Annotated in this window: 23 protein-coding genes; 19 read left to right on the top strand and 4 right to left on the bottom strand. The window is 65.3% G+C overall.

Features of this window, described 5'->3' with window-relative positions:
• Positions 1–106 precede the first annotated feature (106 nt).
• Positions 107–2,392, bottom strand: a complete 2,286-nt coding sequence (locus D7Y13_RS01505; RefSeq protein WP_120582550.1) for a virulence-associated E family protein — start codon at positions 2,390–2,392, stop codon at positions 107–109.
• A gap of 671 nt (positions 2,393–3,063) precedes the next feature.
• On the opposite strand from D7Y13_RS01505, the gene D7Y13_RS01500 reads away from it, so the two are divergent.
• Both D7Y13_RS01500 and D7Y13_RS01495 read left to right on the top strand, forming a co-directional pair.
• Positions 3,064–3,738, top strand: coding sequence for a sigma-70 family RNA polymerase sigma factor (locus D7Y13_RS01500; RefSeq protein WP_158620287.1), 675 nt, complete (start codon positions 3,064–3,066; stop codon positions 3,736–3,738).
• Positions 3,738–4,043, top strand: a complete 306-nt coding sequence (locus tag D7Y13_RS01495; protein ID WP_120582548.1) for a hypothetical protein — start codon at positions 3,738–3,740, stop codon at positions 4,041–4,043. The genes D7Y13_RS01500 and D7Y13_RS01495 overlap by 1 nt, the downstream gene beginning before the upstream one ends.
• A 4-nt stretch (positions 4,044–4,047) precedes the next feature.
• On the opposite strand, the gene D7Y13_RS45055 is transcribed toward D7Y13_RS01495, so the two are convergent.
• Positions 4,048–4,380 carry a hypothetical protein gene (locus tag D7Y13_RS45055; RefSeq protein WP_147444199.1) on the bottom strand — a complete coding sequence of 111 codons (333 nt, stop codon included), beginning with the start codon at positions 4,378–4,380 and terminating at the stop codon, positions 4,048–4,050.
• Positions 4,381–4,665: 285 nt separating this feature from the next.
• On the opposite strand from D7Y13_RS45055, the gene D7Y13_RS01490 reads away from it, so the two are divergent.
• From D7Y13_RS01490 to D7Y13_RS45045, 5 genes are all read left to right on the top strand, one after another.
• The gene (locus D7Y13_RS01490) at positions 4,666–5,121 is read left to right on the top strand and encodes a hypothetical protein (protein ID WP_120582547.1); all 456 of its coding nucleotides are present in this window, start codon (positions 4,666–4,668) and stop codon (positions 5,119–5,121) included.
• Positions 5,111–6,550: a terminase large subunit domain-containing protein gene (locus D7Y13_RS01485; protein ID WP_233595326.1), complete on the top strand. Its 1,440-nt coding sequence runs from the start codon at positions 5,111–5,113 to the stop codon at positions 6,548–6,550. The genes D7Y13_RS01490 and D7Y13_RS01485 overlap by 11 nt, the downstream gene beginning before the upstream one ends.
• A gap of 11 nt (positions 6,551–6,561) precedes the next feature.
• Positions 6,562–7,857, top strand: a complete 1,296-nt coding sequence (locus D7Y13_RS01480; protein ID WP_120582546.1) for a phage portal protein — start codon at positions 6,562–6,564, stop codon at positions 7,855–7,857.
• 211 nt (positions 7,858–8,068) lie between these two features.
• Positions 8,069–9,145 (top strand): hypothetical protein, encoded by a 1,077-nt coding sequence (locus D7Y13_RS45050; RefSeq protein WP_147452415.1) that lies wholly within the window; start codon positions 8,069–8,071, stop codon positions 9,143–9,145.
• A 92-nt stretch (positions 9,146–9,237) separates the two neighbouring features.
• Positions 9,238–9,459 carry a hypothetical protein gene (locus tag D7Y13_RS45045; RefSeq protein ID WP_147452414.1) on the top strand — a complete coding sequence of 74 codons (222 nt, stop codon included), beginning with the start codon at positions 9,238–9,240 and terminating at the stop codon, positions 9,457–9,459.
• A gap of 165 nt (positions 9,460–9,624) precedes the next feature.
• On the opposite strand, the gene D7Y13_RS45040 is transcribed toward D7Y13_RS45045, so the two are convergent.
• The gene (locus tag D7Y13_RS45040; RefSeq protein WP_147444197.1) at positions 9,625–10,800 is read right to left on the bottom strand and encodes a restriction endonuclease; all 1,176 of its coding nucleotides are present in this window, start codon (positions 10,798–10,800) and stop codon (positions 9,625–9,627) included.
• 131 nt (positions 10,801–10,931) lie between these two features.
• Between D7Y13_RS45040 and D7Y13_RS01475 the strand changes: the two genes are divergently transcribed.
• The 6 genes from D7Y13_RS01475 to D7Y13_RS45035 are packed head-to-tail and all read left to right on the top strand — an operon-like array spanning position 10,932 to position 14,719.
• Complete coding sequence (locus D7Y13_RS01475) at positions 10,932–11,618, top strand: HK97 family phage prohead protease (RefSeq protein WP_120582545.1); 687 nt, start codon at positions 10,932–10,934, stop codon at positions 11,616–11,618.
• On the top strand, positions 11,615–12,838 hold the full coding sequence (locus D7Y13_RS01470) for a phage major capsid protein (RefSeq protein ID WP_120582544.1): 1,224 nt from the start codon (positions 11,615–11,617) through the stop codon (positions 12,836–12,838). Before D7Y13_RS01475 ends, D7Y13_RS01470 begins: the two co-directional genes overlap by 4 nt.
• Positions 12,839–12,869: 31 nt before the next feature.
• Positions 12,870–13,304 carry a hypothetical protein gene (locus D7Y13_RS01465; protein ID WP_120582543.1) on the top strand — a complete coding sequence of 145 codons (435 nt, stop codon included), beginning with the start codon at positions 12,870–12,872 and terminating at the stop codon, positions 13,302–13,304.
• A gap of 4 nt (positions 13,305–13,308) precedes the next feature.
• Positions 13,309–13,974, top strand: a complete 666-nt coding sequence (locus tag D7Y13_RS01460) for a hypothetical protein (RefSeq protein ID WP_120582542.1) — start codon at positions 13,309–13,311, stop codon at positions 13,972–13,974.
• On the top strand, positions 13,974–14,297 hold the full coding sequence (locus D7Y13_RS01455) for a hypothetical protein (protein WP_120582541.1): 324 nt from the start codon (positions 13,974–13,976) through the stop codon (positions 14,295–14,297). Before D7Y13_RS01460 ends, D7Y13_RS01455 begins: the two co-directional genes overlap by 1 nt.
• Positions 14,297–14,719, top strand: coding sequence for a hypothetical protein (locus D7Y13_RS45035; protein WP_147444196.1), 423 nt, complete (start codon positions 14,297–14,299; stop codon positions 14,717–14,719). The genes D7Y13_RS01455 and D7Y13_RS45035 overlap by 1 nt, the downstream gene beginning before the upstream one ends.
• Here D7Y13_RS45035 and D7Y13_RS01450 read toward each other — a convergent pair.
• The gene (locus tag D7Y13_RS01450) at positions 14,716–15,801 is read right to left on the bottom strand and encodes a ParA family protein (protein ID WP_120582540.1); all 1,086 of its coding nucleotides are present in this window, start codon (positions 15,799–15,801) and stop codon (positions 14,716–14,718) included. The genes D7Y13_RS45035 and D7Y13_RS01450 overlap by 4 nt on opposite strands.
• A 230-nt stretch (positions 15,802–16,031) precedes the next feature.
• Here D7Y13_RS01450 and D7Y13_RS01445 point away from each other — a divergent pair, with 230 nt between their 5' ends.
• The 6 genes from D7Y13_RS01445 (at position 16,032) to D7Y13_RS01415 (ending at position 23,399) form a co-directional block, all read left to right on the top strand.
• On the top strand, positions 16,032–16,433 hold the full coding sequence (locus D7Y13_RS01445; protein ID WP_120582539.1) for a hypothetical protein: 402 nt from the start codon (positions 16,032–16,034) through the stop codon (positions 16,431–16,433).
• 14 nt (positions 16,434–16,447) lie between these two features.
• A complete protein-coding gene (locus D7Y13_RS01440; RefSeq protein WP_120582538.1) occupies positions 16,448–16,873 on the top strand; it encodes a phage tail tube protein in 426 nt (141 codons plus the stop codon).
• A gap of 34 nt (positions 16,874–16,907) precedes the next feature.
• A complete protein-coding gene (locus tag D7Y13_RS01435) occupies positions 16,908–17,291 on the top strand; it encodes a phage tail protein (protein WP_120582537.1) in 384 nt (127 codons plus the stop codon).
• Between the two features lie 203 nt (positions 17,292–17,494).
• Positions 17,495–20,173 (top strand): phage tail protein, encoded by a 2,679-nt coding sequence (locus D7Y13_RS01425; RefSeq protein WP_147444195.1) that lies wholly within the window; start codon positions 17,495–17,497, stop codon positions 20,171–20,173.
• Between the two features lie 43 nt (positions 20,174–20,216).
• Positions 20,217–20,996 carry a hypothetical protein gene (locus tag D7Y13_RS01420; protein ID WP_147444194.1) on the top strand — a complete coding sequence of 260 codons (780 nt, stop codon included), beginning with the start codon at positions 20,217–20,219 and terminating at the stop codon, positions 20,994–20,996.
• 3 nt (positions 20,997–20,999) lie between these two features.
• The gene (locus D7Y13_RS01415) at positions 21,000–23,399 is read left to right on the top strand and encodes a fibronectin type III domain-containing protein (protein WP_120582533.1); all 2,400 of its coding nucleotides are present in this window, start codon (positions 21,000–21,002) and stop codon (positions 23,397–23,399) included.
• The last annotated feature ends 8 nt before the right edge of the window (positions 23,400–23,407 follow it).

Here is a 23,407-nt window from a genome sequence, read left to right as displayed (position 1 = left end):
CGGCATAGTTACTTCTAATGCAGCCTCGTATGGGCGCCTGTCTCTTGGGAAGGTTTGCAGTTCAATCGTGCGTGGTCCAGTTCAACAGCTTCAAGAAGCCGGAGAGCTAATTGTGGGAGACTCGGGCTTCCAGTGCGGCAGGTGCAGGGCCCCGCTCCTCAGGCGCGGTACGGAGCGCCTCGGGCACAACCCAGACTCGGCGCCGCACGGTGGCCACGCTCTGGATGCGCTTCCGGAAGCCGAGGTCACGCAGGACGCTAGCAATTTCCCTGTCCGTGGCCGCGTTGAGGTTGCCCTTCATGACGCCCAGCGCCTCCTCCGCCACCGTCAGTAGGGGCACGTCCACCGGGCGTCGCGCGGGCGGCATGCGCAGGAGCCACTGGACGATGGCATCCCGCTTCCCGTCGTTCGGCGTCTCGCTGCGCTCCTTCGCCTGGGACTCGGCGCGGGGGATTTCCTCCTCCGACAACCACCACTTCTCGCCCTCTCGGAAGCGCGCCACGGCCTCCGCCCAGAGCTGCGCGCGGTCCGCCTTCAGCGCCTCGATGTCGATGGACGTGCAGCGCACCGGCCACCAGCGCCGGTAGCCGCTCGGGTCGTTGCGCAGGTACTCCTCGCTGTTGGTGGTGCCGACGAAGACGCAACGCCGCGCCGTGCGAACCGTGACGCGCCCGTAGGGCGGCCGGTAGGTGTCCTCGCTTCGCGACACGTAGGCCTTGAGGGCCTGCACATCCGACGCGCGCCGGACGGCGTCCAGCTCCGCCAACTCGATGACCCAGAACTGGGATGCGAGCGCCGCGGAGTCCTTGTGGCCGATGTCCAGCGTCGCGTCGCTGAACCACTCGCTCGCCAGCACCCGGAAAGCCGTGGACTTCCTCAGTCCCTGGGGCCCCTCAAGAATCAGCACCGTGTCGACCTTGCAGCCCGGCTTGAGGGCCCGCGCCACGGCGCTGATGAGCCACTTGGGACCGATGGTCCGCAGGTGCGCCATGTCGCCGCTGGCGCCCAGGTAGCGCTCCAGGAAGGTGTCGATGCGCGGCGTCCCGTCCCAGACGAGTCCCTCCAGGTAGTCGCGCAGCGGGTCGTAGGCGTTGGCGTGGGCTACCTGGCGAAGCACGTCGCGCACCTGGGCGGGGCGCGGCATGAGACCCAGGCGCCCGTAGCTACTGCCCTGGACCCAGACGGCGATTTCCGTATCCAGGTCGTCCTGGCGCACGTCCGCGCGCAGCGGGCTGCCCGTGTGCTCGATTTCCTTCGACGTCTCATTGAAGCGCAGCGTCCCCCGCCACTCAGGCGAGCGCAGGAGCACCATGGACAAGTTGGCCTCGCAGTTGCGCAACTTCGTCTCCCCCTCGCGCGTCTCGTAGGTGAGCAGCGCCTTTCCCCATGCCTCCGGCGCTTCCTGCCCCTCGTCCGCTGGGATCAGCTTCTCTGCGGACGACGCTGCCCCGGAGGATGTGCCCAGGAGCGCGACGAGGTCATGGTTCTCCGCGAGGCGCTTCGTGTCGCGTTCCACTTTGCGTGCTCGGGCCCGGTGCAGCTTCTTCAGGGCCTGGGTCATGAGGTGCTCGGTGCCGTCGCCCCAGTCCGTAGCGGCGAAGCACGGGCGCAGCAACTCGATGACGGCCACGTCCGGCGTGTCGTTGGGCAGGCAGAAGGCCACGGTGCTCATGAGCTGCTGCAGGGAGGTGTCCTGGCTGCCGCGGGGAGCCAGCGCCTCGCCGCGAAGCGCCCGGCCGACGAGCGGCTTGTTCTCCGGGCGCGCATGGCGACGCAGCAGCGTGGCCAGGTGCTGCATGTCCACGGTGGCTGGCGGCAATGGGAGCGGCAGTGTTGTGCGCGGCGACGCCAGGAGGGCCTCGACGTCCAGCGGCTTGCCCTCCGCGCTCTCCGCGAAGCACTCCGCTCCCTCGGGCGCGTCGGGCAGGAAGTAGAGCCGCGACAGGTCCTTCGTGGCTGGGTCTGCCTGCACGCGTAACAGCGCCAGGGCTGCGGTCCGTACCGTGGGCCATTCGCGCGGGAGCACCGGGCGACTCAGCGGCATGACGAGGCGCATGCAGAAGTCTGGTGGTCGGTGGCTGTGCGTGCTGTGCAGGGCGTAGGCGTAGCCGCCGCTCTCCAGCGCTTCGAGGGGTGCGAGTTGCTCCGCCTTCAGGTGGTCCAGGTCGAAGACGGCCAGCGTGACGGCACGGACGAAGTCGTTGCCGCGTCGCTCGCCGATGTCCACCGGGCTCCAGGCGGGGCCATTCTTCGCGGGGCAACGGCCGGGGCAGGGTATCTGGGGGCACCGGCTGCGACGGTGCTTGGTGAGCAGGGCGCGCAGCCGTGTCCAGTCCCAGTCCTCAACGCGTGGGGTGTTGTCCTGGGCTGATTCGTAGAATGCGACTTTCATGGGTGATGTGTGCTCCAGCCGCGTGGCGACGGGCCACGCCCGGCATGGAGGAGACCTCGCCATGCTTCAATGGGGGCACTTGTCGCGGATGGCTCGCAGCGCTGTCCGGCAGTCTCATGCGCGCGAGACACACGGCAACACCACACACAGGGCACTATCCCTATCTCCTATTGGCCTACGCGCGTATATATGTAGTTCTCTTTCATTCTCTCTATAGAGATAGAGAACGAGAGTGATGTGTGTGAAGGGCTCGCCGCCCTCCGGCCTTGGCGCCCGTCGCGGAAATGCCACGCCGGAAGTCCGCCCCCATTTGCAGGGGTAGGTGGGCCGCTGCCCCGGCGCTACAGGCCGCGAGCCCCATGTCAGAAGGGGATGTTACTCCCCAGGTCCTGGCGAATGGAGGAAACCATGCGGGTCGAACAGGACACGGCCGGGCGGCATGCCGGCTGCCGCGCCCTGTCACACGAGGGCGGGTGTTTCACTCTCGGCGGAGCACTGTCCTCCGTGGGTGACATGGCAGGCGCATTGCTTGGTGTTGCCCACATTGTCGCATGGGGTGCGGCGGTTTTCTCGAAACACGGAAGGAACGGGGAGTGATGCGACGTCGTGCAGCGAAGGGTGAGGCCCGTGTTTCACGAGGTGGGACGGCGCGGCCGAGCCCGGATGAGCTGGTGAGCGAGATTCACGGACGACACGCGGCGGGAGAGGCCTCGCGAGCGCGGCAACTGACGGACGCACTGCTGCGCCTGCTGGAGCCCCAGCTTCGTCGGCAGGCGAGGACCTTCGAGAAGCTGAGTGGTTCGCTGCTAGAGGATGACCTCGTGCAGGTGGCGCTCATCGAAGCGCTGAAAGCCGTGGGCACGTATAAGCCCGAGAAGCGCGGCGGGCAGACGTTCGCCACGTGGGTGGAGTGGCGGGCCCGGCGCGCCATCATGGACCAGATTCGCATGCACAGCGCGGACGTCCACCCGTCAGACAGCGCGCAGCGTGGGCGCAAGGGCAAGGCGAAGACGCCACGCGTGCCGCTGCTGGTGAGCCGCGACTCGCCCACGGAGTTACTGCCCAACTCCGCCACGCAGCTTCACGACGCAGCCCTGGCGCTGGAGGTGGCCACCGTCGAGGAGCTGTATGCCGTGCAGGAGGAGTGCGCCCGCCTCCGGCGCGAGGTGCTGAAGTTGGATCCGCAGCTGCGCGAGCTGGTGTCCCGCGTCCATGGGCTGGGCCAGAAGGCGCATGGCGTGCGGCAGGTGGCCATCGAGTGGAACCAGCCGCGGAGCCAGCTCGACGTGATGCTGGCCCGTGCTCATGAGCAACTGCGCGAGCGGATGGAGGCGAAGGGCCGCTGATGCCCGTCCTCGTCGCCCAGCGTGGCGGCCCCTGTGCCGCGTGCGGCGCGCTCGTGCTGAAGGGCGAGCGCATCGAGTACACGCTGGGCACGGGACCGCGTCACCTCGCGTGTGCCGACAGGACGCCGGAGCTGCGTCGCAACCGGCACGCTGCGTCGTGCGTCCTGTGTGGCGTCCAGGTGCCGAGGGGCGCCGGAGCCCTGGCCGTCACCGAAACGTGCGAGGGCGGGGCGTATACGCGGCGCTGGGCGGTGTCCTGCGTGGACTTCCTGGCATGCCACGAGCGCATCGTGACAGGTGCCTGAGTCGTCACCGATTAATGCGATTGCAAACTTGATTTGGTGCGCGGGCCCGATGCGCGGTGATTAGCTGAGTTTCGAGCATGCGGCGCTTTTCCAAGTTTGGTTCGCGGCGGATGAGTTTGATGACAGGATCAGGTCCCAAGCAGTCGATGTTCTCTCGTGCGGATAAAGGAGCGCGATGCTCGACGTTTTCCGACTCCCCATAGCGGACGCGACCATTGCGCCCAATCTGCATGTACACACCAGGAGTGCGCTTCTTCCTTGAGCGAGAGCTTGTCTTCAGCAATTTACGGGTTAGGTAGAAGCCGAAGGCTGCCAAGACAGGAACGGGAATGCTCATGCTCGGATGCTACAGGTTGATTTCAGCCTGTGGGAAGGTTTGGTTTAGCCCTGTGGGCGTCTCCCCAAGCCGCATGTAGCTGTCACACTCTATATGTGCGCGGGAGTGGGTGTGATGCCCCCCCCCCGGTCCAGATTTGGGACGGTCGTCCCTTTTCAGCCTTGCTCGGCGGGCCCCCACGCTCGAAAAATCTTGAGAAAAATCGGCCCCGGCCCGCGCCGCCCTGAGTTTTGTCGGGCGTAGCGCCGAATTCTTCAGCGAAACCGCCCCCATTTCACAGGGGAAATGGCTCGCCCGTCCAAGCTGACTCCCGAAGTTCAGGCACTTATCTGCGGCCACCTGGAGCGCGGCCTCTTCCGCAGAGCCGTCGCGGGCCTCGTTGGCATCAACGAACAGACGCTTTCGCGCTGGTTTCATCGTGGTGCGGGGGAGGAACGCGGCGTTTACCGCGACTTCCACCTCGCGGTGAGCGCGGCGGAAGCGAGGTTCATGCAGTCCGCCACGGACATGCTGATGGCGGCTGCCGCGCACAACCCGAAGCACGTCCAGTGGCTGCTCTCCCGTCGCTTCCCGGAGCTGTACGGCCGGCGCGACAACGTCGAGGAGAAGGCGCCCGAGGACAAGGCCGCCGACGAGGTCGCCCTGCGCGAGCTGCTCATGGAGCGGCTGGGGCGCTTCCTACCGGATGCTCCGGAGCCCAAGGCGGATGCCAGCGAGGCAGGGAGCGACGATGCCCCGTGACGCCCCTTCCTGGGAAGTCGCCCACCGCGAGCGCCTGCGCTTCTCCGGAATGGTGGAGACGTTGGCCCCGGACGAGTCCCCCGCCGAGCACCTGGTGAAGCACGCGGGCACGCGCCAGGGCCTCGCGCGCCTCTTCGGGAAGCTCACCCATCCCGAGGTGGAAACGCTCGTCCACGACCTGGACTTCTGGGCCCGGCGCGAGCAGGTGCCCCCGGCTTCCTTCTCCACCTGCTTCATCATGGCGGGGCGGGGCTTCGGGAAGACTTGGAGCGGGGCCCGCTGGGTGATTCAGAAGGCCCGCGAGGCGAAGACGATTGGCGCCCTCATCGGCCCCACGGCGGCCGACGTGCGCGACACGATGATTCGCGGCTCCAGCGGCATCCTGGCCCTGTCGCCGCCCTGGTTCCTACCGGTGTACGAGCCCAGCAAGCGCCGGGTGACGTGGCCCAATGGCGTCTACGCCATCTGCTACTCGGCGGATAAGCCGGACCGGCTGCGTGGCCCCAACTGCGGCTGGGCCTGGGGCGACGAGCCCGCTTCCTGGAAGCACGAAATGGCGGCGCTGGACCAGCTCCCCATGGTGCTGCGCATCGGCACCGCGGCGCGTCCTCCCCAACTGCTGCTCACCGGCACGCCCCGGCCGTTGAAGAAGCTGGAGGAGCTGCTCTTCGCGGACGCGGAATCGAAGGCGCTGCGGCCCGGCGTGGTGCTGCGCACGGGCTCTTCCCTGGCCAACCGCGCCAACCTGGCGCCCAGTGCCGTCGCCACCATGCGCGCCCTCATGCACACGCGCTGGGGTCAGCAGGAGGTGCTGGGCCGGCTGCTCATGGATGTTCCCGGTGCCATCTTCGGCTCGGCGAAGTGGGGCAGGGTGGAGGCGGATGCCCACGAGTACGCGCGGGGCCTGGACCGGCGCATCGTGTCCGTGGACCCGGCGCCCACCAGCGAGACGGGCTCGGACGAGACGGGCATCGTCGTCCAGGGCGTGAGGAGCAGTCCGCTTGCCGGGATGGATGGTGCGCCCCTCAAGCGCATCTCCGTGCTCAAGGATGCGAGCCTCCGGGGCTCGCCGCGTGAGTGGGCCGCCGCAGCGATCCGCGAGTACCTGGCCTTCGGCTGTGACGCCCTTGTGGCCGAGGTGAACTCGGGCGGGGAGATGGTGGAGACGACCATCCAGACCGTGGCCTCGGAGATGGGCGTCCAGGTCAACGTGAAGCCGGTGCGCGCCCGGGAGGCGAAGTCGAAGCGCGCCGAACCGGTAAGCGCCCTGGCGGAGACGGGCCGAATTGAACTGGTGGGCACCTTCCCGAAGCTGGAGGCCCAGCTTGCCAAGTTCAGCGGCATCAACGGCCGCCGCGATGACCGTGTCGATGCCCTGCTCTGGGGCGCGCACGAGCTGGTGTTCGCTGATTCGTTCTTTTGCTTGTGAGGGTGGACGGGATGGGACTGTGGAACCGGATGAAGTCGGCGGTGGTGCGCCAGCCGCGACAGGGGACAGGGCTTGAGCTGGCGCGCTGGCAGCAGGCGCCGCCGCGTCGTGGCACCACCCAGCTCCTCGCCGCGTACCGCGAGATGCCGTGGCTGCGCACGGTGGTGGATACCGTTGCGGACTCGGTGGCCGCAGTGAACTGGCGCGTGTACCGCCGCGTGTCGCGGGATGGGCAGCCAGTGAAGGACTACGCCCTGCGCAGCGCGACGCGCGAGGTCCGCGCCATGCGGCTGAAGTCCATGCTCGACGCGGGCGAAGTCCAGGAAGTGCCGGACCATCCCGTTCTACGGATGCTCGCAGACCCTAATGACTACCTGACGGGCCGCTCCGTGACGAAGCTGGTGCAGGTGTACCTGGACCTCGTCGGAGAGTCCTTCCTGGTGCTGGAGCGCGTGGCGGGCTTCCCCGTGGGCTTCTGGCCGGTGCCTCCCAACGTCGTCACGCGGCTGCCCGCGATGGACGTCCCGCGTGAGCAGCGGACCTTCACTGTCACCGTGGGCGGTGTGTCGCGGCAGGTTCCAGCGGCGGATGTTCTGCACCTGCGCAATCTCGACCCGGAGGATCCGCTCGGGCGCGGTGTGGGACCCGCCTTCGCGCTGGGCGACGAGCTGGACACGGATGAGTTCGTGGCGCGGTTTCTCCGAGCGAGCTTCTGGAACAACATGCTGCCGCCCGCCATCGCGTCCATTGAGGGGCTGACGGACGCGAACAGCGCGGGGGCGAAGGCCTTCAAGGAGTCTCTGGCCCGCGAGCACCAAGGGCCGGACAAGGCGGGGAAGCTGCTGCTGACCAGTGGGCGGGTGACGTTCGCCCGCCTGGATACAAGCTTCCGCGACATGCAGATGGTGGAGCTGCGGAAGTTCCTCATGGGCTTCGTGCGGATGACGTACCGCGTGCCCCCCGAAATCGTGGGTGACATCTCCAGCTCGAACAAGGCGACGGCCTTTGCGGCGCGGGAGAACCTCGCCGAGCAGGCGACGTTCCCCCGCATGGAGTTCCTCCGCACCGAGTACCAGATGCGACTGATGCCACTGTTCGGCGACGCGGAGGTCATTCTCGACTACGACAGCCCAGTGCCTGCGGACCGCGAGCACCAGCTTCGCGTCATGGGCACCATGCCGGAGGCCTTCAGCTACACGGAGTGGCGGGAGCTAGCGGGCTTCAAGCCGGACCCGAACCGGCAAGGCTATCCGCTGCCAATGCCGGGACAGGCCCTGGAAAACGATCAGGATCCCAAGTCGGAGTAGGGACGTCCCTCTTCAAGAGGATCTGAGAGTCGCAAAGGCGAGTGTCAGGTTGCAGAGAGGACTGTTGAAGCGCTCATCGATTGCTCCCTTCATGGTCCGGATGGGGCCTCCGCAGGGCTACGACTTGTCCTGAGCGGCGCACATCAGGAGAATGGGCGCAACCGAACGACCAAGGCCCTGGCCAGTCAGCCTGGGGACATAGAATCTTAATATGGCCTACTGGTGGGAATCCGAATCTCAGGAATGCTTCTGGTGCGAGGTCACTGGTCGCGACGATATTGGTGCGGACTTGAAGTGCCCTTCTCGGGATGAAGGAGGGCGAGACTATTGGTCGTACTCTTTGATCCAGGCCATCTGGACGGGCGACGTCGTTTTTCATTACTCGACGGTAGCTAAGGCGTTCGTCGGTGCATCAGTCGCTGGCGGCCCACTTGAGGATCGCCCTATTGATTGGACGCCCCATGGCACCTATGGACGCGCAAAACATGCGGGAGCGGAGCGCCCTGGGTGGTGGCTGCCCCTTCATCGATATACACCTGCCGCTGAGCCGCTCTCGCTCGCACGGTTAGCCGAGCTCCAAAATCGAGACTGGATACTTCAGTGGCTAGACGGCATGAAGAAGAGGCATGATTTCATCGCCGCTCCAATATCACGATATGCGGATACGTTGAGGGCAGGGCAAGGCTACCTTTTTAAGATGCCTGCCGAGTGGGTTGACCACTGGCCTGAGTTATCTTCGCTAACAGCCTCTCTTGATGAAACTCAAGAGAGGCTGGCTGCTTTGAGCCCAGTCGTTGGCGCTCCCCGGGCGCTGATGGCCAGATTTCCACGAGCACTCGGTCAGTTTCGACTGAAAAATGATGCTGATTACGAGGCCGTAATTCGCGGCGGTTTGCAGAGGCGTACGCGAGGTCACGAGAAGTTAGTGGCAGTAGTGGGTAGTGCACTGCAATCCGCAGGTGCTCACGTCACCATGCCGCATCCTTTGGATCTTGTTGTTCATAGCCCCGTTCAAGTAATTTTTGAGGTCAAGACACTTGGCGGGCGGGATTCACTTTTTGCTGTGCGTGAAGCTGTTGGGCAGTTGCTTGAATACCGTCACTTCAGAGGGCCCAGTAGCGCGTCCCTTGGGATAGTGCTTGGAGAAAATCCTGGCAATGAGATTGTGTCGTACGTCGAAGAGACTTTGGGGATGTTGCTGATTTGGTGTGAGGGGAAGGTCATCCGAGGAGGTCCGCTCACTGCGAAGCGATTGTCCGCCATCGGAGTTGTGGGGCTTGGAATATGAATGTGATAGCATTCATATTCGCTCTCTGGGCGTTCTGGACATGGCTGGGCGGCAACCTCGACTGGTACGAGTCGCACGGTTGGAGAGTCCTGGTGCCGCTGAACCTTGGGATTTTATGGTTCTTTGGATTCCTGCCTTTTGTCATCATTTTCTGCGATCTCCAATGGTCAGCCTCAAGTGGCCGCGCTGGCCTCCCTTGGGGTGAAGCGGTTGGCGTGGCGGCACTTTGGGTGGCTGGGATGCTCTTTTTTGATCGCTGGATAGATTTCGAGTCAAGCCGCGCGAAGAGGCTCAGTGTAGAGCGTGAAAGATAGACTGGCTTCAGTCATTCGTGGGCGTTGCTGCCGATTCATGTTGGTTTGTCATGTGTGGAATTCGTCCCTATTGAGGAGGTAGGTGTTTAGTATTGTTTATGGCTGTCTCGAAGAAGTGGAAGCGAGGCAGGGTAGAGGCTTGATGTGGTTTTTATTTGGTGTGCGCTAGTCGTGTCTCCGGGATAGGCCTCTTGCCTTGCTCAATAGGTTGTCGATGAGCCAGTCGTATGTGTGTACTTTGACGGACTCTCGGATTAGTGACTTGAGTCGAGGGGCTGCACTGGTGGCTGCCGCGTCGCGGCGGCCCAACAGGATTAGTGCGGGTGTATCGATTTCAATATCGGAAAGCCCAAGTCCGCCGTGGGCGATTGGGCGACGAGCAATGTCGATATTCTCGTTTAGCCATGCTCTCCAGTTTTTGATTCGGTCGTACGAGATGCCGAGCTGCTGTGTTGGGAATCCCTGAGGATCGATGCTCGTGGCGAGCGGACTGCCCAATTCGACAATCTCCCATTCGAACCCGATGCTGGATTTTTCGGCAACTAGATAGTCGACTGGTGGTGAGTTGATGAATTTCTCCCCCGGAATGACGTAGCGCCCGTGCCCTCCGCGAAGATGCTCAATGAGAAGGTGGGGGGTGTTTGAAATGTACTCTCGGAGGAGTGGCTCGGATGCGCTATCGAGTGTGGACGTGAAGTTGTGAACTTCTGGTTCGGTGACACGATCCCACCAAATGTGGAATTCCTTATGCGGGTCTCGGTCTAGGATTTCTTGAAGAGCATCCCCCGCTGGTCTGAATCCCGGTGATTTCGGGCGGGGCTTGGTGGATTTTTCGTCTTTGAATCTCTCTGGAAATAGCTCCTTAGCTGGGGAAAAGGAGGTGTTTGATTCGGCGGCGCATCGCGCTTTTCTTTCGATGAGTTCTTTGAGTCCTACATTTCCGTCAAGTACGGCGTCGATGTCGTTGAAGTCCATGCAGAGGATATTCGTTGGGCGGCCGTTTGAGAACGTTCTCAGGCCTTTGTCAGAGAATCCGCTGATGCTGATTAGTAGGCCCCGTGTCCACTCAGCTTTCCCCCCTACCTTGGTGGCTATGGCCGATAGGTCTGCAAAGTCGGCTGGCTTGGACTTTAGCTTTGCCTCTACGAGATATGTGTTGTTGTTTAGAGTGAAGCTGCCGTCTATTTGCTCGCCGATATTTCGGAAGCCAGCACGTGGGTGTAGGCCAGACCAAGTAAACAGGGCGAGAAGGAACTTCTCGAATTGGTAGCCACGCTCCTGCGGATCTTCTGTGCAGATAAGCTCTATGAACTGATCGTGGATCGTTGTGCCCGTGGCCATGAAGTTGGTCCTCTTCTGTGAGCTTGAATGCTCTGATTGCTACGAATCGTTAGGGCTGCTCATCTCGCTTGCTGGCCGGGACGCTAGTTCGTTTGAGCAGCTCGCGGGAAGTGCCCCCATTGAAGAGGTGAATGCCTAAGTCTCTTCAGAGGACCCGCCGCCTCGTCGCTAAGAAGCACGCGCCTGCCCCCGATGATGGGGGCCCGAAGGTCTTCACCTTTCGGGCAAACGACGCCGATTTTGACCGCTACAACGACCGCCTGTCCGTCCAGGGTTGGCAGCTTGATTCCTATGCCGCGAACCCCGTCGTCCTCTACATGCACGACGACGGTTCCGGAGGGCTGTTCGGTGCGGGTCGCACGGACATTCTGCCAATCGGTAAGGGCCGCGCCTATGTCCAGGGCGATGCCCTCCTGGTGGATATCGAGTTCGACCAGGACGACGAGTTCGCCCGGCGCGTCGAGCGCAAGGTGGAGAAGGGCATCCTCAACGCGGTGAGCGTGCGCTACCGGATGCTGCGCTACCACGAGAACGAGCGCGGCGGCTTCGACTGCGACGAGCAGGAACTGCTGGAGATCTCCGTCGTCACGATTCCCGGCAACCAGCGCGCGGTGCGGCTGAAAAAGCACTCCGACGAGCGCGCCGCCCTCATCCGCGACATCACTGACGCCGTGGTGAAGGCCGTGGGCCGCAAGGCGCGGAAGAAGCGCAAGGCCGCGCCGCCCGCAGCGCCTCCCACTCTGTCCGAGTCCGACACCCAAGCCCTCGCCGCGCACACGGCGCGGGCCCTGTTGCAGCACCTCCAGGAGAACGCATGACCCCCGAAGAGATGCAGGAGATGGCGAAGTCGCTGGGGCCGCTGGTGGCCGCGCAACTGGTGGAGCAGTCCAAGGGCCACCGCGAAAGCTACGCAGCCCTGCTGAGCGCGAAGGCGGCCGACGCCACGCCCGAGGAGCCCCGCCGCGCGCCGATTACCGGCAAGCACATGACGGAGGGCACGGGCCTCAACCTCATCCGCTTCGTGAAGGCGAAAGCCGTCGCGCGCATGGATGGGCGCAACGTGGTGGACGTGCTGAAGGGGTGGGGCGACGAGGTGGTGAGCAAGTCGCTGTCCCAGGGCAACTACTCCGGCCTAGGCTCGACGGTGCATCCCCAGTTTGCCGCCGAGTTCATCGAGCTGCTGCGCAACAAGGCAGTGGTGCGGCAGGCCGGCGCGCGCGTGATTCCCATTGGCGCCTCGCTCACCTTCGACCGGCAGTCCAGCACGGGCACCGCCTTCTACGGCGGGGAGACGAGCACCATCCAGGAGTCGGAGCCGGGCACAGACTCGGTGAGCCTCTCGGAGAAGAAGCTCACGGCACTGACGGCGGTGCCGAACGACCTCATCCGCAACGCCTCCATCAACGCCGAGGAGTTCATCCGTAACGATTTGCTCAACGTCATGGCGCTGCGGGAGGACGCGGCCTTCCTCCGGGGTAGCGGCACGCAACTGGAGCCCCGCGGCATCCGCAACCAGGTGGACACGGCCCACGTCTACGCGGAGACGGTGGCCACGGCGGGCTCGCCGACGCTGCTGGAGATGAAGAAGGAGCTGAACAAGGCGAAGCGGAAGCTGAAGAAGGCCAACGTGCCCATGGTGCACCCCGTGTGGCTGATGGCTCCGGGCGCGGAGACGGCGCTGCTGGACGCGGTGGGACCTGGTGGCGAGGGCTACAACTCGCTGGAGAAGGAGATGGTGGAGCGCGGAACGCTGCGCAACGTGCCCTTCTTCGTCACGAACCAGATTCCGGAGACGCTCGGCACGGGCAACAGCCGCTCGGAGCTGTACCTCGTGGACATGGCCGAGGTGCTCATCGGCGAGTCCATGGCGCTGGAAATCGACGTCTTCCCCAACGGCGCCTTCACGCGTGGCGGCCAGGTGGTGTCCGGCATCTCCACGGACCAGACGGTGCTGCGCGCCATCACCAAGCACGACCTGGCCATGCGCCACCGGCAGAGCGGCGTGGTGGTGACGGGCTTGAGCTGGGGCAGCAACTGACCGGGGCTGGGCCCCAGAAAGGAAGGACATCATGAGCGCACCGCACATCAGCCAGATCGGCGCTTTCATCGCAGCTCGCCTGGGCTCCTCGCCTGCCGCGACGCCTGCCGGGACTCGCCAGGGGACGGGCTACGATCGGCTCGTCCTGGGCGAGAGCTGCGTCCTCGTCGCCGCGACGGGCGCGGTGACGGGTAGCCCCACGGCACAGGGCTACGAGGTGACGCTTCAGCACTCCAGCGACAACGGAGAGGATGACGCCTGGACGGACTACGTGCCGGCCGGGTCTGGTTCGGCCTCCGTGCAACTGGCGGCGGCTAATGCCTTTGCGGAGAAGGACGTGGACCTCGGAGCGGCGAAGCAGTTCGTGCGCGTGCTCGAAGCCACGACGTTGACGGGTGGGACGGCGCCCAGCCTCCATGTGTGCTCCTTCATTGTCTTCGGCGGCGCCATGACGCTGCCGGTGTGAGGCCATGCCGAATCCTGCTGACCTGTGCCTTGCCGCCACCGTGGCGGAGGACCTGGGCGTGGCGGTAACGCTGCGCCTAGAGTCCCTCGTCACGGCGGCGAGCCGCGCCGTGGCCGGCTACTGCGGCCGAGTCTTCGAGCATGGCCAGGGCCTCGTGGAATACCCGGCCGGCTACGGGCGCCCGTTGCTGCTCTTGGAGCGCCCTCCTGTCGTCCTGGTTGTGGGCGTCTGGGAGGGCGGGGCCTTCGTGCCAGCCGAGGAGTACGAGAGTCACGGGAAGCTTGCTGATGCCGGCATGCTGTACCGCAAGGGCGGTGTGTGGCGGATGACCGCGCGCTGGGGCGGGCAGGTGGTGGCGATGGCGGACAGCTTCCTGGGCGAGAGCGGAGAGGCTGGCATCCGCGTCGTCTACGACGGGGGCTTCGTGACACCAGGGCAGCGCGCTCTGGATGCCTCGCGAGTGGTGACGCTGCCGGAGGACGTACAGGAGGCCACCATCCTCACTGCGGTGCAGATGTTCCGCTCGCGCGGCGTGGACTCGATGGTGGCAAGTGAGTCCATCGGTGACTGGTCCGTGAGCTACTTCGCGGCGAAGGCTGAAGGGAAGGGTCCCATCCCCGGTACCGCGCAGGCGCTGCTCGCGCCCTACGTCATTCATCGAGTGAGCTGATGGCCTCTCCCACGGACACGTTTCGGCAACTGATTACGTATGCGGTGCTGACGGGGAGAGATGCCTACGGCAAGCCGTCCCTTGGTCCCCAACTGGCGGCGCGTGCTCGCGTGCAGCCGTCCCGACGTCTCATCCGCGACGCCAACGGCAACGAGCACCTGTCCGCGCACGTTGTCTACACGGACGCGGCCATCACGTTGCTGCACCGTGTCTGGTTGCCGGGCGAGGACGTGGCCGACTTTAACCGTGCCCGTCGGCCCGTAGCGGTGGACGAGAGCGTGGACGGTTCTGGAGTCGTGCGATTCAGGAAGGTGTGGTTCTGATGCGGGACATCGCTTCGGAGCTTGCGGTGCTGCTGGAGGGGACCGGGCTCGGCCTGATGCGACCTCCAGCTCCAGACGCGAATCTCTTCACAGCCCCCTTGCCGGAGGCTGATGGCGACGTGCCAGATATGGCTGTTGCGCTAATGGTGATTGGTGGCGATAGAACACAATTTTATATAGGTGCGTCTAGGGCGATTCGCCTCTCGCTAAACTGCCTGATTCGGGTTCGATCGGCTTGTGAGGATTTTAACGGAGGGCAGCAATTGGCTTATGGTTTAGTTGAATCCATCGGCAAGTCACTTGGGATTCCAAATGCATTCGTCTGTGCCGAGGAGGGCGCCCCCGAATACTCAGGGGCGGATGATTTAGGTCGGCACCGATGGGTGATTCATTTGTCGGTGAGAGTGCTGAGACGCTTTTAGATGCAGACCTTTATCACATTTTTTGCCATTTTGTCGTAGGCGCCTCGAATTTTCTTGATCTGATCGAGCTGCTGTGGTGCCCATCCCCGTTTGTTTTGCAGGTCCATTAGTTGCTGAACCTTGTCCAGGCGGCCGACGGGTACGCTTTGCCAAATGCTGTTTTGGACAAGAACGTTCATGTCTTCTGTTGTTCCAACGCAGAAGTCACCAGGAAGGTTGCTGGGGATTGGATTGTATCCCAGTGTTGGGGCTGCGTTGTTTAGTTTGGCGACAAGGTCATCGCGAATGGCCTGAGTTAGCCTGTCTTTGTGCACTTGGTCGGCTCTTACGACGTTCCCGGCGCGAGTATCAAATCCGTTAAATACCCAGCCAGCAAATTTAGGTTGACCAATTGAATCGAATTCTGTGATTGAAGGGTTTGAGATTTTGAATCGATTCATTCCTTGCTTCCAGTCGGCCATGAATGCGGGCAGCATTTGTCCGATTAGGCCGATGCAGTAGGCGCTGAAGTTGTCGGAGGTGCACGGGACAAGAAAGTAGTCCGACGTATATAGCGCGGCGCGAACGAGTGAGTTGAACGATGGTGGCAGATCGAGCAGGACGAAGTCGAATGGTTTGCCCATCTCATGATTTGCCTTTTCGATTATTCTCTTGAGGATGGCAAATCTTGTGATGCCTGTGCCGGACAGGAGATCGTTGCCTACGGTTAGTGATTCGGCGTACACGTTTAGCCAGAAGTCTCCCGCTACGATGCGTAGGGATGGGGCGCTCTGTGTTCCCCCTTTATGAAGGAAGAGCTCTTCCTTGCCTGTGCTTTGGAGGAAGTGCTGGAGATAGGATCTGATGCATGATCCATAGGATGTTGTGTTTTGCGGGAGGAGGCTGAAGAATCGCGTTTCACCAAGAACAGCAATGGAGAGATTGCACTGGGGGTCGAAATCGATAAGGAGAACGCTTTTCCCGGTTTGTGCGATTTGTTCCCCGAGATTCCAGGATGTGATTGTTTTTCCTACGCCCCCCTTGTTGTTGAAGATCGTGATGACTTTGGTTTTGACCGGAGGTGCTGCTGGCGTTGTGCTCATGTTTGGCTCACTTTGAGATGCTTGTGTGAAGTTCGGGATGCAGTTGGTGGTGGGGTCGGAAAATCCTTGCGGTGATTCGTTGAGATAGATGCATGCACTTCAGGCTTCGTGCTTAATCTCGTGCATGCTGGAAAATGGCTGATTGTGGCGCCGTTTGCCTGGGGATATTTGCAAAAATTCTCGTCCAGTTTGTCGCCGCTCGCAACCCCTGCCCCCATTGAATGGGGTAGATGCCCATCCGAGTCAAAACCGACGTCCTGAGGATGGAGCGCCTGCGACGCTCGCCCCTTGAAGTGCTGCGCGCGCTGGATGCGCCATGTCGGGACGTCGCCCGCCTCGCCCTGGACTACTCCCTCTTCCTCGTTCCGGTGGAGGAGGGCCACCTGCGCGGCAGCGCCTTCCTGAGTGGCCCCCTCCACAACCTGAGCCCGCGCCTCTCTACGACGTGGACAGCAGGCTACGCGCACCCGTCCGCAGGCCCCATTCACGAGGGTTGGCACTGGGGCGCACAGCTCTTCAATCCGCCGCCGCACTTCCTCCGCAAGTCCTTCCGTCGTGCCCGGGGCAGCGCTCGCCGCCGTGTGGCAGCCGTCCTGAAGGACTTCCTCGCGCAGCGCTTCCCCTCCCAATGACCGGAGCCACCACTATGCCCGAACCCCGAGAGGCCTTCTTCGACAAGCTCTATATCCGCGCCACGGACACCGCGCCCGTTGAGGCGGACGCTCTGGATGGCGTCCTGGAGGCGCCCATCAACCGCGCCAAGGACACCGTGGATGCCAACTATTTCGGCAGCGACGGATGGAAGCGCTCGAAGGGAACCTGGAAGTCCTTCTCCATCCCCCTGTCCGGCCACGTCTTCAAGGGGAGTTCGCCGCAGCAGGTCCTGCGCGACGCCTTCGAGAGCGATGCCACCGTCTTCTTCACCCTCGTGGAGGACGAGATGGCGCCCGTGGGCACCCAGGGCTTCCGCTACCCGGTGAAGGTGACGTCCTACGAGGAGGGCCGCAGCGCCTCCGACGTCGTCACCTTCTCCGCCACCCTCGCCGGCCAGGGCGCGCCCGTCGCGTTGTAGCCGGCCTTTTTTCCTTCACACCCGAGGCACCACCATGACCGCACCCACCATGCACCGAAAGCCCTTGGGCTCCCGCCGCACCCTCCACCAGCGCGTCACGCTCGACGGGGCCGATTACGACCTCTGCCGGCCCACGCTGGGCGAGAAACTCGACGTCCTCTCCGCTGCGAAGGCGGCCCGCGAGCTGGGACCGGACCGGCAGCCCGTGGATGAGCCCGCGGGGATGATGATGATCGCTCGCATCGCTGTGGCCTGCCTCTACCACCCGGGCACCGCTACACGCGTCTTCGCGGAGGACGACGCGGGCCAGGTGAAGAACGAGCCCTGGCTGGAGGAAATCCAGAGCGCGCTCACCCAGGCCTTCGCGGGCCCGACCCTGGAGACCGCCAAGGGAAACTCCGAGACCACCCCGAGCTGAGAGCGTTGCACGGGGTGGTGAAGCTGACGGGCCAGTCGCCCGAGGCGGTGCGCGGCTGGGATTGGGAGGACGTCGTCCACCTCCTGGCGCTCTGTGCGCTGGAAGTCGATGAGGCGCGCAGCGCCCGGACGCACGGGCCCGCCGCCCCATCCGGCCCGCAGACAACGACAACCGTTTTCAAGAAGCGTCCCAAGAGGTGAGGCATGGGCGGAGGACTCCGCGTAGGCGATTTGTATGTGGCGGTGACTGCCTCCGTGGGCGAAGCCCTGTCCAACCTCGGCAAGTTGGTGGAGGCCGTCGAGAAGTCCGCCAAGCAGGTGAAGGAGAAGTCGAAGGGCCTGGGCGAAATCGGTGCGGCGGTGTCGGCGGGACTTGCCGGCGCCGTCGCGGCGGCGGCCACGTCCAACGCGGACATGGCGCGGGAGACGGAGCGGATCACCGCGCTCCTCTACACGCTGGCGGCGGACATCGGCGACGCCTTCCTGCCAGTGGTGAAGCACGTCGCCGACGGCGTCGAGCGCGTGGTGGCGAGCTTCCAGTCCCTCTCCCCCGACTTGAAGGCTGCCGCCTCCGACATGCTGGTGTGGGTCGCTGGAGCGGGCCTCGCAGTCGGGATGCTGGGCAAGGTGGCTGGAGTGGTGGAGGCCGTCGCGGGCGGCGCGGGGCTGCTGGTGAAGGTGCTGGGCGCCCTCAACAAGTCCGTGGCCCTGGCCTCCCTCGCGGCTTCCGTGGACAAGGTGACGGCCTCCATGGGCGGCATGGTGGCGAGCACTCCATCAGTCACCGGCAGCCTGGGGCGCATGGCCCTGTCCGCTGGTAGCTTGCTGGTGCCTCTCGCGGCGGTGGCCGCCGCCGTGGCCGCCCTGGTGCTGCTGGCGGGCAGCGTCTACGCCGCCTGGGAAGACAGCAGCACGGGTCTGGCTGACTTCTTCCGGAGCATTGGTGAACAGTTGGCGAAGTGGGCGGCCCGCATTGCGGACGGCTTCTCGCGCGCCTTCGTGGCGCTGGGCGACTTCGTGACGCAGGCGGCCCTATCCGTCCTGGACGGTGTCGCGGCGCTGGTGCGTGGCGTTTCTCGTCTCCTGGAGCCCGTGGCACGTCAGGCGGGCTTCCCGGAGCTGGCGTCTACCTTCCAGCAGGTATCCACCCTCACGGGCCGGGAACTGCTGGACACGCTGGGGCAGGGCGCCCAGGTGCTTTGGGACGGCGCGCGGCAGACGGCAACGGCGGTGGGAGACGCGGTGGCCAGCGCCGGGCGCGAACTGGAGGAGAGCGTCACCTACGGCCTGCGCACCAGCGCGGCGGGGGCGAAGAAGCTCGGCGCGGACCTCGCTCGGGCCCTCAACCTGGAGGGCGTCACGTCGCAGATTCAAGCCCTGCTGGCGAAGCTGATGGGCGGGGCCAGCGCGCAGGGCAAGGCGCGGATCCGCAAGCCCACGGACAAGGCCGCCCTGGAGGCCGCCCAGAAGCAGGATGCGGCCGAGCTCGCCGCCATGACGAAGCTCCAGGCCCAGGCCAACGAGGATTCGCGCCGGGAGTACCTGGCCAGCGTGCGCGCGGATGAAGCCGCTGGCGCCGCTGCCTTCCACGAGATGCGCCTGGAGGCGGAAGGCCTCGCAGCCGCGGCGGAGCAGGCGATGGAGTCCGCGCGCTCGGCGCTGGTGGACCGGTTCATCGGAGGCCTGGGCCAGTTGGGCGACCTCATCAACGCCGCCGTCCAGGGCATGCAGTCGGGTGGCATCTACGGCGCCATCATCGCCGTGGTGGGCGAGCTGCTCATGCAGTCCGAGGGCTTCAGGGGCGTCATCGAATCCGTCAACGTCATCATCCAGATGGTGGCCGACTCGCTGGGCACGTTACTGGAGCCGCTGCAGCCCCTGCTGGCCGCAGTCACGGTCATCATCGACGGCTTCCTATCCGTTCTCACGCCCGTCTTCGAGATGCTCGGCGAGGCCATCGAGCCGCTGGTGCCGCCGCTGATGCTGCTGGGCGACATCGTCAAGGGCCTGGCGCCCCTCTTCGAGATCGTGGCCAAGGTCTTCATGCTGATTATGGCGCCGCTCAGCATGCTGGGCGGGCCCGTCATGAAGGGCCTCTTCACCGTCCTGAAGTTCGTCGGCGCCGTCATCCTCACCGTCGCGAAGGCCATCGGCGCGGTGTGGAACGCCGTCGTCGGCGCGGTGCAGACCGTCATCCGGGCCATCTCCTCCCTCGTTGAGTGGACGGGCTTCGACGGGCTGAAGAGCCTCGCGCGCTCGCTCAACAAGCTGAAGGTGGACACGGACAGCATGGGCGAGTCCCTCCAGGTGCTGGAGGACGCGACGTGGGACTCCGCGAAGGCGAGGGCCGAGGAAACCGCCCAGGTGGACGAGCACACGGAGGCCGTTGCGCGCGCCACGGCGGCCCTGACCAACGTGCCGTCCGCGTGGAAGGTGGCGCTGCGTCGCTTCGAGTCGGAGGACACGCAGGATGGCCCCACGGTGCCGCCCAAGCCGAAGCCCACGCCCGGGAAGCCCGACGCCGGGGCGCCGGATGAGCCGGAGCAGTCGCCCGCCACGGGGGCTGTTCCGGAGTGGCTGCTGGGCATGTTCCCTCCCCATCTCCAGCAACTCATCCAGGGCCAGATGCCCGCGCTGCCCGAAGTGCCGGGGTGGCTCGCGAGGTTGCTGCCGCCCGGCCTGGACGGAAGTGGCCGGGTGCGTGCGCCGGAGACGGGCAACGTCTCCGCCATGGCTGCGCCCGTCACCTACAACATCACCGGCTACGACATCGATGCCGCCATCGAGGCGACGCGTCGGGACGAGTCGCTGCGCCAGCAACGCGCGGGCGTGCGCACCGTCGGTAGCCGCGTGCGTCTCGCGACGCGCTTCTCCGCCTTCTGAGGCCCCCCCCATGCCCTCTGCCCTGTCCCTTTCTGGCATCCCCTTGCCCATCTCAGCGGAGCGCGGCCTCACGTACACGCCGACGTTGCTGGGCGAGCACCGCCGCGCCTTCTCCGGGTGGCTTCGCAGCAGCGAGCGGCGCGAAGTCTTCACCCTGGCGGGCAACACGGGCCCGCTCACCCAGGAGGAGGCTCGCGCGTACCGCGGGCTCCTCAAGGGCGAGGGCCAGGTGTGGAGTTTCGAGGAGGGGCTCCGCAGCCACGCCTTCCTCTCGCCGAGCGCTACCTCGGGCAACGTCTCGGCGGTTGAGTCGGCGGGCCGCTTCGGCGGATGCATGCGCATGGACTCCGGGGCAAGCGTCACGTTCCCCACGGGCCTCGGGGCGAAGTGGACGGTGGCCTGCTGGTGGAAGCGCGAGGGGACGAAGGACCGATGGCGGCACCACGTCCACCGCGCGGGCATGGGGCTCAGCGTCAACGGCATTCCAGGGACAAGCCCCCACGCGGATGGCTTCCTCGTCGCGGAGGGACTGGCGAACCTTCCCCAAGGCGCGGTGACGCTGCGCAACGCGGAGGCGGGTGAACTGCTGGTGGATGAACTGGTGGTGCTGCCGTGGGTGGTGCCCACCGCATGGATGGCGCCCTGGTACGCCGCTGGAGAGCCCTTCGGCGCGCCGTACCCGTACCACCGGGCTTCAGGTGCTGCCCTCTACGAGCCGCTGCAGGTGCTGGGACGAATGGGGGCAGGACGCGCCGTGCAGTGGTGGGAGGGCGGCGTCCTCGTCCTGGGGCAGGAGTTCGACTTCGAGTTGCAGGAGCGCTGACACATGCGTCCATTGACGTCCTTCCAGGCCGCCCTGCTGGGCAGTCCTTCCGGCTACTCCACCCATCCGCGCGTCTGGGTTCGCGACGGGGCAGGGGTGTGGCGCAACCTGCAAACCCTCCTGGGCTTCGACTGGGTGCTGGGCGTGCGCGTCAACGAGAAGCTGGACGCGCCCGTCGCGGAGGCCGAAGTGTCTCTCCTGAGCAGCGGATCCGCTGGCCAGCGCCTCTCGCTCTCGCCCCTCGTGGTGCACTCCCTCGTCAACACGTCCGCTTCCGGCAGCTTCGCGCCGCTGCTCGTGGAGGGCGCCTACTTCCGCATCGAGCTGGGGCTTGCGCCGCTCGGCACCGTGCCGAGGACGGAGGACTATTTCGAGGTCTTCCGGGGCCGCATCGATGAAGTGGACGCTGGACCCGAGGAACTGCGGATCGCGGGGCGCGACCTGGGCGGCCTGCTTCAGGACACCACCATCGAGGTCGAGCGCGAGTATGGCAATGACACGGTGGGCGTGGCCGTGCAGTCCATCATCCAGGCCCTGCTCAACGACAACGGCATGGGCTCGTTTGGCCTCATCACGCCCGTGGACCCGATGTCCCAGCGTGGCCGGTACGTGCAGCAGGTGGAGCCGGTGCTGGATGCGGCTCGCGCCCTGGCGCAGCAGATTGGATGGGACTGCCGCATGCGGTGGCAGCCCTCCGTGAGCGGCTACGCGCTCACCCTGGCTGCTCCGGACAGGCTCCAGGTGGAGGAGGACTGGAGCTATGGGCCGGATGAGTACGGCAACCTCGACAGTGTGACGCGGCAGCTCGCGGACATCCGCACGGACGTGGAGGTCATCTACAGCGACAGGTACGACCTCGACGCCTCGGGCGTGCCGAAGCGCAAGAAGGTGAAGGCCAGCAACCCCACGGCCCGTGCCCAGGTGGGCCGTCGTTGGATGCAGGTGACGGAGGACGCCTCCAGCAACATCGACACTGCGGCGGAAGCACAGCGGCTGGCGGATGCGGCCATCGCGGACCTCTCCGTGTCGCCCCTCACTGTGACGATGACGGTGGATCCGCACCCGGGCATTGAACTCGCGGACCTGGTGCTCGTACAGCCGGACGGCGTCCGCTTGGACATGCCGCAGCGGCTCGCGGTGCAGGAGCTGGAGCACCAGTGCGCCACGGACGGCACGGCGCGCATGCAATTGGTGCTGCGCGGCCAGCCCTCCACCTCGGTGCGCGAGTGGTTGGAGCGAGACAGCCGGCCAGGCATCGCCCCGAGCGCCTCGTTTACCGGCCCCGCGGCGCCTCAGCAGGTGAGGGTGACGCCGACCGTCAACGGCTTCGTGGTGACGTGGACACCCGCCGTGTCCGGCCCCGCGTGGGACGAGTACGAGGTGCACGCCTCACGCACGCCGGGCTTCCTGCTGTCGCAGGACACCTTCCAGTCGCGAGGCAAGACGACGCGCGTCCCGCTCTCCGAGTTGCGCCCCGGCGCCACGTACTACTGCCGCGTGGTGGGACGCGACGCGAAGGGCAACCTGGGCGCTCCTTCCTCCGAGGTTGCCGTCACCACGGGTTACGTGACGCCCGCCACGCTGCAGCCCGGCGTGGCCTTCGGCGAGTCGCCTCCCAATCCGGACTTCGAAGCGCACTCCTTCGAGGAGCTGCCCCCGGACGCATGGACGATGGGCACGGGACTCTGGGGCGCGCACGCCCAGGTGACGGCCGACGCATACACGGGCGCGCGCGCCATCCGGTTGGTGGCGAGCGGCACACGGCTCGACTCGCAGGCGATGATTGCGCGGCCGGGCGACAGGTACAGCGTGGATACCCTGGCGAAGGCGACGCAGCTGGGCACGGGACTGTCCGTCCAGCTCGTCTGGTACGACGGCGCCTTCAACGTGCTGGGGACGGTGAGCACAACCCGCGCGCTGCCCGCGAATAGCTGGGAACGGCTCTCGGGCTTTCACAACGCGCCCGCTGGCACGCGCTACGTGCAGGTGCGCCTGCTGGCCAACGTCACGCAGGGGGCTCCGTGGGTGTACGTCGATTCGGTGCGGCTGGAGCGCATCGGCGGCCTCGTGGAGCCCTGGACGGCCATCCGCACCGGGCAAATCAGCGACCTGGAGAATGGCTGGACGGCGTGGGACGCAGGCTGGCCCTTGGGCTACTACCGCAACAGCGACAACGAGCTGTCCATGCGAGGCCTCCTGCGGCCCGGCGCGGTGGGCTACGTGACGGCCTATCGCTTCCCGAGCGGCTCCCGTCCCAGTAGCGCTCGCATCTTCACGGTGCCGACGAGTCATGGGCTGGGGCTGGCGCAACTGCTGCCGGACGGAGCCCTCCAGGTTTACAGCGTGCCCGTGGGGGCAGGTTGGGTGGGCTTCGACACGGTGCGCTTCCGTGCGGAGCAGTAACGCGCACG

Source organism: Corallococcus praedator, from assembly GCF_003612125.1.
Classification (GTDB): Bacteria; Myxococcota; Myxococcia; order Myxococcales; family Myxococcaceae; genus Corallococcus; species Corallococcus praedator.
This window is presented reverse-complemented; position numbering and strand designations above follow the sequence as displayed.

Bases quoted from the DNA above. Each gene is read 5' to 3' on its own strand.
- D7Y13_RS01505 (WP_120582550.1), bottom strand. From the start codon at position 2,392: ATGAAAGTCGCATTCTACGAATCAGCCCAGGACAACACCCCACGCGTT.
- D7Y13_RS01495 (WP_120582548.1), top strand. From the start codon at position 3,738: ATGCCCGTCCTCGTCGCCCAGCGTGGCGGCCCCTGTGCCGCGTGCGGC.
- D7Y13_RS45055 (WP_147444199.1), bottom strand. From the start codon at position 4,380: ATGAGCATTCCCGTTCCTGTCTTGGCAGCCTTCGGCTTCTACCTAACC.
- D7Y13_RS01490 (WP_120582547.1), top strand. From the start codon at position 4,666: ATGGCTCGCCCGTCCAAGCTGACTCCCGAAGTTCAGGCACTTATCTGC.
- D7Y13_RS01485 (WP_233595326.1), top strand. From the start codon at position 5,111: ATGCCCCGTGACGCCCCTTCCTGGGAAGTCGCCCACCGCGAGCGCCTG.
- D7Y13_RS01480 (WP_120582546.1), top strand. From the start codon at position 6,562: ATGGGACTGTGGAACCGGATGAAGTCGGCGGTGGTGCGCCAGCCGCGA.
- D7Y13_RS45050 (WP_147452415.1), top strand. From the start codon at position 8,069: ATGGCCTACTGGTGGGAATCCGAATCTCAGGAATGCTTCTGGTGCGAG.
- D7Y13_RS45040 (WP_147444197.1), bottom strand. From the start codon at position 10,800: ATGGCCACGGGCACAACGATCCACGATCAGTTCATAGAGCTTATCTGC.
- D7Y13_RS01475 (WP_120582545.1), top strand. From the start codon at position 10,932: ATGCCTAAGTCTCTTCAGAGGACCCGCCGCCTCGTCGCTAAGAAGCAC.
- D7Y13_RS01470 (WP_120582544.1), top strand. From the start codon at position 11,615: ATGACCCCCGAAGAGATGCAGGAGATGGCGAAGTCGCTGGGGCCGCTG.
- D7Y13_RS01465 (WP_120582543.1), top strand. From the start codon at position 12,870: ATGAGCGCACCGCACATCAGCCAGATCGGCGCTTTCATCGCAGCTCGC.
- D7Y13_RS01460 (WP_120582542.1), top strand. From the start codon at position 13,309: ATGCCGAATCCTGCTGACCTGTGCCTTGCCGCCACCGTGGCGGAGGAC.
- D7Y13_RS01455 (WP_120582541.1), top strand. From the start codon at position 13,974: ATGGCCTCTCCCACGGACACGTTTCGGCAACTGATTACGTATGCGGTG.
- D7Y13_RS45035 (WP_147444196.1), top strand. From the start codon at position 14,297: ATGCGGGACATCGCTTCGGAGCTTGCGGTGCTGCTGGAGGGGACCGGG.
- D7Y13_RS01450 (WP_120582540.1), bottom strand. From the start codon at position 15,801: ATGAGCACAACGCCAGCAGCACCTCCGGTCAAAACCAAAGTCATCACG.
- D7Y13_RS01445 (WP_120582539.1), top strand. From the start codon at position 16,032: ATGCCCATCCGAGTCAAAACCGACGTCCTGAGGATGGAGCGCCTGCGA.
- D7Y13_RS01440 (WP_120582538.1), top strand. From the start codon at position 16,448: ATGCCCGAACCCCGAGAGGCCTTCTTCGACAAGCTCTATATCCGCGCC.
- D7Y13_RS01435 (WP_120582537.1), top strand. From the start codon at position 16,908: ATGACCGCACCCACCATGCACCGAAAGCCCTTGGGCTCCCGCCGCACC.
- D7Y13_RS01425 (WP_147444195.1), top strand. From the start codon at position 17,495: ATGGGCGGAGGACTCCGCGTAGGCGATTTGTATGTGGCGGTGACTGCC.
- D7Y13_RS01415 (WP_120582533.1), top strand. From the start codon at position 21,000: ATGCGTCCATTGACGTCCTTCCAGGCCGCCCTGCTGGGCAGTCCTTCC.